This window comes from Vibrio fluminensis (genome assembly GCF_015278125.1).
GTDB classification, from domain to species: Bacteria; Pseudomonadota; Gammaproteobacteria; order Enterobacterales; family Vibrionaceae; genus Vibrio; species Vibrio fluminensis.
This window is the reverse complement of record NZ_JADILO010000032.1, coordinates 17885-30158: the sequence shown is the minus strand read 5'-3', so window position 1 is coordinate 30158 and position 12274 is coordinate 17885. Positions and strand designations below refer to the sequence as shown.

General features: G+C 44.5%; 13 protein-coding genes. 6 read left to right on the top strand and 7 right to left on the bottom strand.

The genetic code is table 11. The features are described 5' to 3' along the window. Positions 1-36 precede the first annotated feature (36 nt). The 3 genes from cgtA to rplU all read right to left on the bottom strand — a co-directional run bounded on the left by cgtA (position 37) and on the right by rplU (position 2081). Positions 37-1215 carry an Obg family GTPase CgtA gene (gene cgtA / locus IRQ95_RS17860; protein ID WP_194438440.1) on the bottom strand — a complete coding sequence of 393 codons (1179 nt, stop codon included), beginning with the start codon at positions 1213-1215 and terminating at the stop codon, positions 37-39. A gap of 272 nt (positions 1216-1487) precedes the next feature. Continuing rightward, entirely contained in the window at positions 1488-1748 is a 261-nt protein-coding gene (rpmA, locus tag IRQ95_RS17855) for a 50S ribosomal protein L27 (protein ID WP_027251812.1), read from the bottom strand. 21 nt (positions 1749-1769) lie between these two features. Further along, the gene (rplU, locus tag IRQ95_RS17850; RefSeq protein ID WP_075649412.1) at positions 1770-2081 is read right to left on the bottom strand and encodes a 50S ribosomal protein L21; all 312 of its coding nucleotides are present in this window, start codon (positions 2079-2081) and stop codon (positions 1770-1772) included. Between the two features lie 266 nt (positions 2082-2347). Here rplU and ispB point away from each other — a divergent pair, with 266 nt between their 5' ends. Further along, positions 2348-3319: an octaprenyl diphosphate synthase gene (gene ispB, locus IRQ95_RS17845; protein ID WP_075649413.1), complete on the top strand. Its 972-nt coding sequence runs from the start codon at positions 2348-2350 to the stop codon at positions 3317-3319. 64 nt (positions 3320-3383) lie between these two features. Here ispB and IRQ95_RS17840 read toward each other — a convergent pair whose 3' ends face one another. Together IRQ95_RS17840 and mdh are read right to left on the bottom strand one after the other, a co-directional pair. Further along, complete coding sequence (locus IRQ95_RS17840; protein ID WP_194438432.1) at positions 3384-3575, bottom strand: hypothetical protein; 192 nt, start codon at positions 3573-3575, stop codon at positions 3384-3386. Between the two features lie 107 nt (positions 3576-3682). Next, positions 3683-4618, bottom strand: coding sequence for a malate dehydrogenase (mdh, locus tag IRQ95_RS17835; RefSeq protein WP_194438430.1), 936 nt, complete (start codon positions 4616-4618; stop codon positions 3683-3685). A 335-nt stretch (positions 4619-4953) separates the two neighbouring features. Here mdh and argR point away from each other — a divergent pair, with 335 nt between their 5' ends. The 5 genes from argR (at position 4954) to IRQ95_RS17810 (ending at position 10529) form a co-directional block, all read left to right on the top strand. Beyond that, positions 4954-5424 carry a transcriptional regulator ArgR gene (gene argR / locus IRQ95_RS17830; RefSeq protein WP_194438428.1) on the top strand — a complete coding sequence of 157 codons (471 nt, stop codon included), beginning with the start codon at positions 4954-4956 and terminating at the stop codon, positions 5422-5424. Positions 5425-5755: 331 nt separating this feature from the next. After that, positions 5756-6724: a TAXI family TRAP transporter solute-binding subunit gene (locus tag IRQ95_RS17825; protein ID WP_194438426.1), complete on the top strand. Its 969-nt coding sequence runs from the start codon at positions 5756-5758 to the stop codon at positions 6722-6724. A gap of 199 nt (positions 6725-6923) precedes the next feature. Further along, positions 6924-9503 carry a TRAP transporter permease gene (locus IRQ95_RS17820; RefSeq protein ID WP_194438424.1) on the top strand — a complete coding sequence of 860 codons (2580 nt, stop codon included), beginning with the start codon at positions 6924-6926 and terminating at the stop codon, positions 9501-9503. Positions 9504-9544: 41 nt separating this feature from the next. Next, positions 9545-9982 (top strand): universal stress protein, encoded by a 438-nt coding sequence (locus IRQ95_RS17815; protein ID WP_194438422.1) that lies wholly within the window; start codon positions 9545-9547, stop codon positions 9980-9982. A gap of 157 nt (positions 9983-10139) precedes the next feature. After that, positions 10140-10529: a DUF2061 domain-containing protein gene (locus tag IRQ95_RS17810; RefSeq protein ID WP_194438420.1), complete on the top strand. Its 390-nt coding sequence runs from the start codon at positions 10140-10142 to the stop codon at positions 10527-10529. Positions 10530-10537: 8 nt separating this feature from the next. Here the strand turns inward: IRQ95_RS17810 and IRQ95_RS17805 are convergent, their stop codons facing one another. Next, positions 10538-11341 carry a glycosyl hydrolase 2 galactose-binding domain-containing protein gene (locus tag IRQ95_RS17805; RefSeq protein ID WP_194438418.1) on the bottom strand — a complete coding sequence of 268 codons (804 nt, stop codon included), beginning with the start codon at positions 11339-11341 and terminating at the stop codon, positions 10538-10540. A 136-nt stretch (positions 11342-11477) separates the two neighbouring features. Then, positions 11478-11897 carry a ribonuclease E inhibitor RraB gene (gene rraB, locus IRQ95_RS17800; protein WP_194438416.1) on the bottom strand — a complete coding sequence of 140 codons (420 nt, stop codon included), beginning with the start codon at positions 11895-11897 and terminating at the stop codon, positions 11478-11480. Between the last annotated feature and the right edge of the window lie 377 nt (positions 11898-12274).

The following is a 12274-nucleotide window of genomic DNA, read 5'->3' as shown; positions in this document are numbered from 1 at the left end:
CCGCAAATAATTGCGGCTTTCAATTCTATTTGAGGATTAGTCGCGAACGTAGACAACGTGACCGTCATCTTCTTCGTCATCCCAATCGTCATCGTCCCAGTCGTCATCACCTTCAGTAATAACGTCTTTACCAGACATCGCGTCTTTGTGGTAATCATCCCACATGAAATCAACTTTATCTTCTTCGCTGATCTCTTCTTCACCACGAGGTAGAGTTTCCATAAAGTCAGCTAGCTTGTAACAAAGCTCTTTCGTGCCTTGTTTGTTCACTGCTGAGATCTTGAAGTACTCTTCTTCCCAACCTAGCGCATCCAAAATACCTTGAATCACTTCATTAGCTTCTTCTTCAGGCATTAGATCCACTTTGTTGAACACAAGCCAACGAGGTTTATCAGCCAGTTTCTCGCTGTATTGCTCTAGCTCATCAATGATCGTTAATGCATTTTGGATCGGATCAGATTGATCAATCGGCATAATATCGATCATGTGTAGCAGTACGCGACAACGCTCTAGGTGCTTCAAGAAGCGAATACCTAGGCCTGCACCGTCAGCAGCACCTTCGATTAGACCAGGGATGTCAGCAACAACAAAGCTCTTCTCAGGAACAACACTTACTACGCCAAGACTTGGGATTAATGTTGTGAACGGGTAATCCGCTACTTTCGGCTTCGCTGCAGAGACTGCGCGAATGAAAGTTGATTTACCAGCATTAGGCAGACCAAGCATGCCAACGTCAGCTAACAATAATAGTTCAAGACGCAGTTCGCGAATCTCACCTTTAGTACCTAGTGTTTTTTGACGTGGCGCGCGGTTTACTGAAGATTTAAAACGCGTGTTACCAAGACCATGCCAGCCGCCTTTCGCAACCATCATTTTCTTGCCGTGTTCCGCAACTTCCGCTACCACTTCATTAGTGTGGATATCAACCGCACGTGTACCAACAGGCACGCGTAGCACTTTGTCTTTACCGCGTTTACCAGTACAGTTACCGCCGCGACCATTCTCGCCGCGCTCCGCTTCATAGAAGCGTTGGAAACGGTAATCGATCAACGTGTTTAGGTTCTCGTCAGCCACGATGTAAACATCACCGCCGTCACCACCATCACCGCCGTCAGGACCACCTTTGGTAATAAATTTCTCACGCCAGAAACTTACTACACCACTACCGCCATCACCGGCTTGAACTTTAACTACCGCTTCATCAACGAATTTCATTTGTTACTCCGCATTGTGTGCGTTGCAATATCACTTACAAGGCTCATTTGAGCTAATTGACAATGATATAAATTCTAGCAGATCCCATATATAGATCGATCACCTGAGATCTTGGGTCGCCTACTTTGGACCAAATAACGAGAGGTTTTCTCTGTTCAGCTATAAAAACTAAAAGCCTCTGGTTATTTGCCCTTGCTAAAAATAAAAAACCCCGCCGAATCGGCAGGGCTTTTAAATTCAGCTAGAAACCTAGTTCTAAGCTAAGAATCTGATTATTCAGCAGATTCGATGCTTACGAATTTACGGTTTTTAGGACCTTTCACTTCAAACTTAACTTTACCGTCAGTTAGAGCGAATAGAGTGTGGTCTTTACCAAGGCCTACATTGTTACCAGCGTGGAACTTAGTACCACGTTGACGAACGATGATGTTACCTGCAAGAACAGATTCGCCACCGAAACGTTTAACACCTAGGCGTTTGCTTTCTGAATCGCGGCCGTTACGAGTAGAACCACCAGCTTTTTTGTGTGCCATTGTTAAGCTCTCCTAATTCGATTAAGCGTTGATTGCAGTGATTTTCACTTCAGTGAACCACTGACGGTGACCTTGCTGCTTACGAGAGTGCTTACGACGACGGAACTTAACGATTTTAACTTTATCGCCACGACCGTGTTGTACAACTTCAGCTACAACTTTGCCACCCTCAACAAGAGGTGCACCAACGTGAATGTTTTCACCGTTAGCAACAAGAAGAACTTTATCAAATTCTACAGTTGCGCCAGTTTCAACGTCTAATTTTTCTAAACGAAGAGTTTGACCTTCGCTTACACGGTGTTGTTTACCACCAGATTGGAAAACAGCGTACATATTTTACTCCGCTTTTTCCGCACAGCCTGCATACATAATGAGCTAGGGTGTGCGCTAAACTAATCATCAATAGGGCGCAGATTCTACAGAATGAATGCCACTATGACAAGCCATATTTTGAAAAAATTGGCGAAAAGCTAGTCGCCAATTAAAAGTGCCGAGATCATGCCCTTAAAGCATGTATTTATCAACGTTTTTTAGTGTATTATTCAGTTAACAATTTAGATATAAATACCAGACAGGTTCTAACCTCAGCCGGAATTACAATGGATTTTAAAGCTATCCAAGCGCTTACTGCCGACGACATGGCAAAAGTGAACGAAACTATTCAAGCCCAGCTAAACTCTGATGTATCACTAATTAACCAACTTGGTTTCTATATCGTCAGTGGTGGCGGCAAACGCATACGCCCACTCTTAGCGGTACTGACAGCTCGTGCGCTTGGTTATCAAGGCAATGCACACACGACTGCGGCGGCCTTTATTGAGTTCATCCACACCGCAACGCTGTTGCACGATGATGTTGTGGATGAATCTGATATGCGCCGTGGTAAAGCAACCGCTAACGCTGCGTTTGGCAATGCGGCCAGCGTGCTAGTTGGTGACTTTATCTACACCCGCTCATTTCAAATGATGACCGAGCTCGGCTCGCTAAAAATTCTTAAGTTGATGAGTGATGCGGTAAACGTGATCGCTGAAGGTGAAGTATTGCAGTTAATGAACTGCAACGACCCCGATACTACCGAAGAAAGCTACATGCAGGTGATCTACTCTAAGACTGCACGTCTATTTGAAGCGGCGACGCAAATTGGAGCGATCCTAACTGACTCTTCAGCCGAAGTTGAATTGGCAATGCAGAACTACGGTAAATACCTTGGCACTGCCTTCCAGTTGATTGATGATGTGATGGACTACACTGCTGACGGCGAAGAGATGGGTAAAAACGTTGGTGATGACCTTGCTGAAGGCAAACCAACCTTGCCGTTACTGCATGCGATGCAACATGGCAACGCAGAACAGGCTGCAATGATCCGCGAAGCGATCGAAAAAGCCAACGGCATGGATCGTTTAGAAGAGATTTTGCAAACTATGGATCAAACAGGATCTTTAGAGTACACCCGCGCGAAAGCAGTGGAAGAAGCAGATAAAGCCATCGCTGAACTCGCTATCTTGCCTGATTCTGAATACAAACAAGCATTGATTACGCTAGCCCACTTGTCAGTTCATCGTAGCAAGTAAGCTCTCATTCAAATCACTAAAAAAAGGCAAGCCACTTGGCTTGCCTTTTCTCTATCTCATACGCTTAGTAATATTTATCGCACCCTAAGTGCAATTGAGGATCATCAACAATTTCCTCAACACCCACCGCGAATTGCTCGTGACTCTGCTGATTTTCAATCAACACCGATTGAGTCACCTCATCAATCACCAACACTTTGCCACTACCTTGAGCGCTCTCAATAAGCATACCTTGTCTTAACTCAGAAAGTTCCATATCGCATCTCCTGTGAAACCTCGGTTTAAGTACGGCACGTATTTGGGCAAAGATCAAAAAAGCCGATATCTCTATCGGCTTTTTACTATCAGTTAAGCGAGGTCAAATTACTTAGCGAAATCGACGCCAACTTGAATATCACCGCTTAGGGTTTCTAGCATGCCATCCAGTGCCGCTTTTTCGTAAGCACTCAGTTCACCGTAACTCAGTACTTCTTCAACACCGTCTTTACCTAGTTTCACTGGTTGAGCGAAGAATGGCGCATGTTCACCAGCACCTTCTACGTAAGCACACTCAACTACGCCTTCTTCACCTTGAAGCGCGCGAACCAGTGCTAGGCCAAAGCGACAAGCGGCTTGACCCATAGATAGCGTTGCAGAACCGCCGCCCGCTTTCGCTTCAACCACTTCAGTACCTGCGTTTTGAATACGTTTCGTTAGCGCTTCTACTTCTTCAGCCGTAAACTCAACACCTTCAACTTGAGAAAGTAGTGGCAGAATTGTCACACCAGAGTGACCACCAATCACAGGCACACGCACATCGCCTGGATCTTTATCTTTTAGCTCAGCAACAAAAGTTTCAGAACGAATGACATCAAGGGTTGTCACGCCGAATAGTTTGCGCTTGTCATAAACACCTGCCTTTTTCAACACTTCAGCAGCGATTGGCACTGTGGTGTTTACAGGGTTCGTAATGATACCGATACATGCTGTTGGACATACAACCGCAATTTTTTCTGCCAATGCTTTCACGATACCCGCATTGACATTGAAAAGATCCGCACGATCCATACCTGGTTTACGAGCAACACCCGCAGAGATAAGTACTACGTCAGCACCTTCAAGTGCTGGCGTAGGATCTTCACCGGCATAACCTTTGATCGAAACTGGTGTTGGTATATGACTAAGATCCGCAGCAACACCTGGTGTTACTGGCGCAATATCATAAAGAGCTAAATCTGAGCCTGCAGGAAGGCGATTTTTAAGTAGTAGGGCTAGGGCTTGACCGATGCCACCAGCGGCACCAATTACGGCTACTTTCATCGTAGTTCTCCTTGAGAGGTAGTCTCTTCTATATTTTGGTAGGGTAATTTGTAAACAGTTCTGTCGTTCAAGCTATAGTATTTAACTTCCAATTACAATTATTTAACTTCAGCTTTGCGACGCCACGCAACTCGCGTTTTTCGTGCTACAAAAGGAAACCGATAATATCATGACAATCCCTTTAAATAGCAAGGTTTTAACTAATAGTAGTGTCAACAAACACAGCCATTATTCCCGTCACACTCTCAACTTATTTTCCGCCACTAACTAGCGAAAAATGCATGATTATGCGAAACTATGCACTTAATTTAGTGTTGCGAGTTAAATAGAGAACTATGCGTCATACCGAAAAACAAGATAACCTCGTACGTGCTTTTAAAGCCTTATTAAAAGAAGAGCGCTTTGGCTCACAAGGCGACATCGTTGAAGCGTTGAAAAACGAAGGATTTGAGAATATTAACCAATCTAAAGTCTCTCGTATGTTGACCAAATTCGGCGCAGTACGCACGCGTAATGCCAAAATGGAAATGGTTTACTGCTTACCGGCAGAACTTGGCGTACCAACAGTTTCAAGCTCACTACGCGAGTTAGTATTAGATGTTGATTACAACGCTGCATTAGTAGTCATTCATACTGGTCCAGGGGCTGCACAACTTATCGCTCGCCTACTCGACTCTCTCGGTAAATCTGAGGGTATTCTGGGTGTTGTTGCGGGTGACGATACTATATTCATTACCCCAACCCTCTCTATTTCTACCGAGCAACTATTTAAATCCGTCTGTGAGCTATTTGAATACGCAGGCTAGAATAGACTCTCGGCAGCATAAACGATTAATCACATCTATTTTTAGGTGTGATTTATTTCACAACTTAGTCAAAACCCCGATCTAACTCTCAATTATTTTAACTGACTGAGTAAAAAGAACTTTTCCTGCTATGGCAGAATATACACCCTCCGCAACGACTAGCTATTTTTGCTATTTTTTTTAACAATCATGTAATTATCTGCGGTTTTTTGATATCATTTATCAACTTTTTCAACAAAAGGATTGAAAAAGATGCCGTTTCCCAAATAGGAAACTCTTTTAGCAGATATACTTGCTGAAGGACTAATAATGAATAAAGGAAGGAACATTCATGGCATTTAACAAACTTATTCAAGCTGGCGCAATCGCAGCAGCAGTTATGGGTGCGGGTGCAGTAAACGCGCAAGAGTTTATTACCATCGGTACTGGTTCGGTAACTGGTGTTTACTACCCTACTGGCGGTGCAATTTGTAAGCTTGTTAACAAAGGTCGTAAAGAACACAACATTCGCTGTTCAGTAGAATCCACTGGCGGTTCTATCTATAACGTTAATACCATTCGTGCTGGTGAGTTGGACTTCGGTATCGTTCAGTCTGATTGGCAGTACCACGGTTACAACGGTACGAGCAAGTTTGCTGATCAAGGTCCATACAAAGACCTGCGTGCAGTGTTCTCCCTACATACCGAACCGTTCAATATTATCGCTCGCTCTGACTCAGGCATTGAAAACGTTTCAGATCTAGCAGGTAAACGTGTCAATATTGGTAACCCTGGTTCGGGCGACCGTGCGACTATGGGCGTTGTAATGGATGCTCTTGGTTGGACAAATGACAGCTTTAAACTTGCCTCTGAGCTAAAAGGCTCTGAGCGTTCACAAGCACTTTGTGACAATAAGATTGATGCGTTTGTTTATGTGGTTGGCCACCCAAATGGATCAATCAAAGAAGCGACCACGTCATGTGATGCAAAACTGATCCCTGCAACTGGCGAAGCCATTGACAAGATCGTTGGAGACAATCCTTACTACGCATTTAGCACAGTACCTGCAGGCATGTACCGTGGCACAGATAAAGACGTAAACAGCTTTGGTGTTGCGGCAACGATGGTAACAACAGCAAAAGTTTCCGACGAGATTGCATATAACGTAGCTAAAGCCGTGTTTGAAAACTTCGACACGTTCAAACGTCTACACCCTGCGTTCGCAAATCTTAAAAAAGAAGACATGGTGCAAGCTGGTCTTTCAATTCCTCTACACCCAGGTGCAGAGAAATACTACAAAGAAGTTGGTCTAATCAAGTAACCGACACCGGCAAGGAGGTTCGCCCTCCTTGCCCACTACTCTCTGATATTTACACCAGATACTTTTAGAGTTTCACAACTGAAACTCCGACCTTTTACATTCAAATTTTGCCGCGCTTCACTGACTCAGTCGCTACACTGATAAAAGCGTAAGGCTCTATATAAATAAAAACGAACCCAATATAACAAGGATAACCTCCATGACGCAGACTACTACACCGTCGCAAGATGTGCAGGATATGGTAGCCCAAGCCGATACAGGGGCACGTTCACCGAAGGGAATTTCAGGGCGTATTCTATGGTTTGTTCCGCTATGTTGGTCTCTATTCCAACTTTGGTACGCATCACCACTTCCGTTTATTTTTAATTTTGGCGTACTTAACGACACTGAAGCGCGTTCGATTCACCTGATGTTTGCGGTGTTTTTAGCGTTTACCGCTTACCCTGCAATGAAAAACTCACCGCGTGATCGTATCCCTCTTATTGATTGGGTATTAGCACTCGCAGGTAGTTTCTCTGCGGCCTATATTTATATTTTCTATACCCAATTAGCCGAACGTTCTGGCGCCCCTACGCAACCTGATATTGTGGTCGCAGTGATAGGCATGCTCCTGCTACTTGAAGCAACACGCCGTGCGTTAGGCCCACCGCTAATGGTGGTTGCGGCAGTATTCCTGCTGTATACCTTTGCCGGCCCTCACATGCCGGATGTGATTGCACACAAAGGCGCGAGTCTTAATAAAGCGATGTCTCACCTATGGTTAACCACCGAAGGGGTATTTGGCGTTGCACTTGGTGTTTCCACTTCGTTTGTATTCTTATTTGTCCTCTTCGGAGCGATGCTTGAGCGAGCGGGTGCTGGTGCGTACTTTATAAAAGTTGCCTTTTCTATGCTGGGTCATATGAAAGGGGGGCCAGCAAAAGCTGCGGTTGTGGCATCGGGACTATCTGGTTTAGTTTCTGGCTCTTCAATTGCCAACGTGGTGACGACCGGTACTTTCACCATTCCATTGATGAAACGCGTTGGCTTCCCAGGAACTAAAGCTGGTGCTGTTGAAGTGGCAGCATCGACCAATGGACAGCTTACCCCACCAATTATGGGAGCGGCGGCTTTCTTAATGGTCGAATATGTCGGCATTTCCTATGTTGAAGTGATTAAAGCTGCACTTTTACCTGCGCTTATCTCTTACATTGCACTGATTTATATTGTTCACCTTGAAGCTTGTAAAGCCGGTATGACTGGCTTACCTCGCCGTCATAACCCGACTCTACTGCAAAACTTACTCTCATTTACTGGCACCATTTTAGGACTAGTCGTGATCAGTGCGGTGGTTTACTACGGTATTGGCTGGACGAAAGATGTGTTTGGCGATGCGGCAACACCAATAGTGACTGTTGCACTATTTGTCGCCTACCTTGCTCTGCTGCGAGTGTCTGCTAAATACGCAGATGCGGGCAACATTGAGATTGATGCCGAGCTTACTGAAGTACCCGATCCCGGTCCAACAGTAAAATCGGGCCTGCACTACCTACTGCCAATTGTGGTTTTAGTTTGGTGTCTAACCGTTGAACGCTTCTCGCCAGGTCTATCTGCATTCTGGGCTACGGTGTTTATGATCTTTATTTTGATCACTCAACGCCCACTCATGGCGATGATGGAAAAAACCGGTGATGTCGGTGAACAAACCAAACAAGGCTTTATCGATTTAGCCGAAAGCTTAGTTACCGGTGCACGTAATATGATCGGTATTGGTGTCGCAACCGCGGCAGCTGGTACGGTTGTTGGCGTGGTAACTCTGACGGGTATCGGTTTAGTGATGACTGAATTCGTGGAGTTTATCTCTGGTGGTAACGTGATTCTCATGCTGCTGTTTACCGCACTGATCAGTTTGATCCTCGGTATGGGATTACCTACTACAGCGAACTACATCGTAGTTTCAACCCTAATGGCTCCGGTAATCGTAACACTAGGGGCTCAACATGGTTTGATCATTCCACTTATCGCCGTACATCTGTTTGTATTTTACTTTGGCATATTGGCTGATGACACGCCACCGGTTGGGCTTGCGGCCTTTGCAGCGGCTGCGATTGCTAAATCCGACCCGATTCGTACAGGTATCCAAGGCTTTACCTACGATATCCGTACTGCGATTCTGCCGTTTATGTTTATCTTCAATACTCAGTTGTTAATGATGGGGATTGACAGTTGGTGGCACTTATTACTCACCGTCATCTCTTCGATCATTGCAATGCTGCTTTTCTCAGCAGCAACACAAGGTTGGTGGTTTACACGCACTAAGTGGTGGGAAACCATCCTGCTATTAGTACTGACCTTCTCATTTTTCCGTCCAGGATTCTGGTGGGACATGATCTATCCAGCAAAAGTTTATTCGCCGGGTACCGAGATTGCACAGATTGCCGAGCAACTCGATGTGGGTCAAACACTTGAACTACGCGTTGCCGGAGAAACTTTAGCGGGCGATATGGTAGAGAAAACCGTTCGCCTACCATTTGAAGATGATGCAGCTAGCGCAGAAGAACGCATTAGCTCAATGGGTCTGATGCTGACTGAAAATGAAGGCAAGATGATTGTCGATATGGTCGAGTTTGGTAGTCCTGCTGAAGCTTCCGGAATTGACTTCGATTGGCAAATTAAATATGTCGTACAAGATGCCGATCGCCCGATGAAGGAGTGGGTATTCTTACCATGTCTATTGATTGTCATCGCACTTGGTGCCAACCAGAAACGTCGTGCTCGTAAGGAATCGCTGAGCGCTTAAACCGATAGGCTCCAAGGATGGAGCCTTAAAGAGAGAAAGTGATGTATAAACAGATTCTTGTACCTGTCGATTTAAACGAAAATGGTTTTTCTGATCGCGCAATTGAAACTGCGATTTGGCATGCCAAGCAATCCAATGCTCAATTGCACTTACTGACGGTGTTGCCTGGAATTCATATGCCTATGGTGGCGAGCTACTTCCCTAAAGATGCTGCCGAGGTGATGAGAAAAGATGTCGAGAAGCAGCTTAACCAGTTTGCCAAGCAGCAAATTGGCGACCAAGTGGCGTATAAAGTCCATATCGCTGAAGGTAAAGCTTACAAGACTATTTTAAAGTATGCCGACAAACTCGCGGCAGACTTGATCGTTATGCCAAGCCATAAGCGATCCAAATTGGATAAAGCCGTGTTAGGTTCTGTGGCAAGTAAAGTAGTTCAAGCGTCACCGGTCAACGTGTTGGTGATCAAACCACAGGGTTAATCTAGTAGTGAATAACTACTTATTTAAAACACAAAAGGCGCTCATTGAGCGCCTTTTTGATAGGTAATAGCTATTAAATAAATACAATTAAGCAATTATCTTTATCAAAACAAATCGACAATAATCAAATCATGGTCACCCACTAATGACATTGATTATGAAGAAGACACTTACTTTTGCCAGCATTCACTTTACTATCGCTTTTACCGTTGCATACCTACTAACTGGTGACATTTTGATTGGTAGTATGATTGCAATGCTTGAGCCAAGCGTAAACACGGTCGCCTTCTACTTCCATGAATTAGTTTGGAATAAGACTCACGCTCTGCAGAACTTAGCTCGTAATCCAAAAATCAAAACAACCAGCTTTGCTGTCGTTCACTTCAGTGTCGCATTTGGTGTGGTTTATCTGCTAACCGGAGATGCTTTTGTTGGTGGTATCATGGCTGCGATTGAGCCAACCATAAATACGTGTGCGTACTACTTCCATGAAAAAGTATGGTTACGAAAACAAGAGCGTGAATTCAATATCGCTTGTGCTCATTAATCTTAGAGCTACACCGGATAGTGCTGAGCGCAAAGATCTTCGCTCAGCCCCACTTGATACTCTCGAGTTTGACCATCCAAACTCACTTGCAATTGATACAAATGTTGTGGGTTGGGCTGATTAACATCAAAGTAGATCGGCGCTTCGACTTGAAACAGTGCACTGGTATGGTTATTTCGTACATCTATCGGCAGATGGTAAGTCATACCATTGAATTTCACTGACGCCGATACAAGACCTGCAGCATAAGTGGTGTAATAGAGATCGACCTTAAACTCGCAGCCTCCCCCATGATGCCAAATTTGCTCCGTCGCGACGTAATCTAAACGTACATGGCGAATAAACTGTAAATATGGCGCTTGCCAAACACCAATGCGCTCATCATGCTTTGACTCCCCACCAGCGCACAAGCTGCATACTTGCTCTACTTCATCTTCATCAATCAGCCAGTCGTCATCTTGGTGAAGAAAAAGGATTTCAAAGCGGTTTCGTCCTAATTGCAGATAGGGGCGCACGTCTTTCTTATAGATCGCTTGTGTGCCATCACAGTCAAACACCGCCACGCCATTAACCCGCACCTCGGCATAATAATCGACCCCACCAATCACAAGATCCACCGCAGGAAATGCCAACATCGCTTCATCAACTTCAATGTCATGCATTAAATGCCACTCTTGCTCCGTAATGGCGGCTTCAGAGAGCATATTTGGCAATACCTCACTAAGCGGCGCAGGAAAAGAGAGATCGTCTTGTGGGATAGAGAGATCGGTAAGCGGAGATAATTGCCACAGTCCGGCGAGAGAGAATTCCATGTTATACAAACTTGCGCTAGATCAATATTCGCTAGATTATAGTGAATACAAGTGAGTATAGATACCGCTTAAATACAAAAATACCAGCTTGATAAGCTGGTATTTGCAAAACAGTTTCCGATACTAATCGCGCAGATTAGTAATCTTCATCGTCTTCATCTTCTTCAGAGTACAGAGCGTCTTCGCCTTCGTAGTAAGTACCCCAACCATCGTAGATGATGTCGTATTTTTCAGCTAAGTGGACAAGTTTTTCAACTTGAGCATCGATCGCTTCTGCATTCAGTACAGATTCCATCGTCGCGTCACAACAAAGTAGCTTTTTGCCATCTTCATCTTCAGTTTCTTCAGCTTCTAACACTTCGAAACCCATCTTGAATGCTTCAACTACCGCTTTTTCTAGCGTGTCGAAATCTTCAGCGAATAGATGATGCTCGATCTCGTATAGCGCATCTGGATCACTGCCATCTTCAAGCAATGCTTGGATAATATCGCGAGTCTCTTCCTTTTGAATCTCAATTAATTCTTCTACTGATAGATATTCATCTTCGTGAGACATAGTTGTGCTCCAGAGTGTGATAACAATATTGACGATTTCTCGCGACGAAATATCGCACGGTTCAACAAAAAATACTACCCAGAATCGCTGCTGGCGATGATCTTTCTTGCGATCTTAGCCTTAAATGGGCGATCTTGAATGCAAATGCTCTGATTTAACTACTTTATCCTCGCCAAGCCGACTTCAGAATAAAGTATCGCCTGCACAATTAGACCAATTTCAGTCAAAGCGAGTGTTTATCAATTATGGACGCATAACTAAACGCTCACTAGATTGTGCATAAAGATTGACTTAGTCAGCGGCTTTAACTTAATTCATGCATATCTATACCTTATTGAATGCCGAACGATGCAGTATCGATGGGCTTAACAGACGAA

Bases quoted from the DNA above. Each gene is read 5' to 3' on its own strand.
- cgtA (WP_194438440.1), bottom strand. From the start codon at position 1,215: ATGAAATTCGTTGATGAAGCGGTAGTTAAAGTTCAAGCCGGTGATGGC.
- rpmA (WP_027251812.1), bottom strand. From the start codon at position 1,748: ATGGCACACAAAAAAGCTGGTGGTTCTACTCGTAACGGCCGCGATTCA.
- rplU (WP_075649412.1), bottom strand. From the start codon at position 2,081: ATGTACGCTGTTTTCCAATCTGGTGGTAAACAACACCGTGTAAGCGAA.
- ispB (WP_075649413.1), top strand. From the start codon at position 2,348: ATGGATTTTAAAGCTATCCAAGCGCTTACTGCCGACGACATGGCAAAA.
- IRQ95_RS17840 (WP_194438432.1), bottom strand. From the start codon at position 3,575: ATGGAACTTTCTGAGTTAAGACAAGGTATGCTTATTGAGAGCGCTCAA.
- mdh (WP_194438430.1), bottom strand. From the start codon at position 4,618: ATGAAAGTAGCCGTAATTGGTGCCGCTGGTGGCATCGGTCAAGCCCTA.
- argR (WP_194438428.1), top strand. From the start codon at position 4,954: ATGCGTCATACCGAAAAACAAGATAACCTCGTACGTGCTTTTAAAGCC.
- IRQ95_RS17825 (WP_194438426.1), top strand. From the start codon at position 5,756: ATGGCATTTAACAAACTTATTCAAGCTGGCGCAATCGCAGCAGCAGTT.
- IRQ95_RS17820 (WP_194438424.1), top strand. From the start codon at position 6,924: ATGACGCAGACTACTACACCGTCGCAAGATGTGCAGGATATGGTAGCC.
- IRQ95_RS17815 (WP_194438422.1), top strand. From the start codon at position 9,545: ATGTATAAACAGATTCTTGTACCTGTCGATTTAAACGAAAATGGTTTT.
- IRQ95_RS17810 (WP_194438420.1), top strand. From the start codon at position 10,140: ATGAAGAAGACACTTACTTTTGCCAGCATTCACTTTACTATCGCTTTT.
- IRQ95_RS17805 (WP_194438418.1), bottom strand. From the start codon at position 11,341: ATGGAATTCTCTCTCGCCGGACTGTGGCAATTATCTCCGCTTACCGAT.
- rraB (WP_194438416.1), bottom strand. From the start codon at position 11,897: ATGTCTCACGAAGATGAATATCTATCAGTAGAAGAATTAATTGAGATT.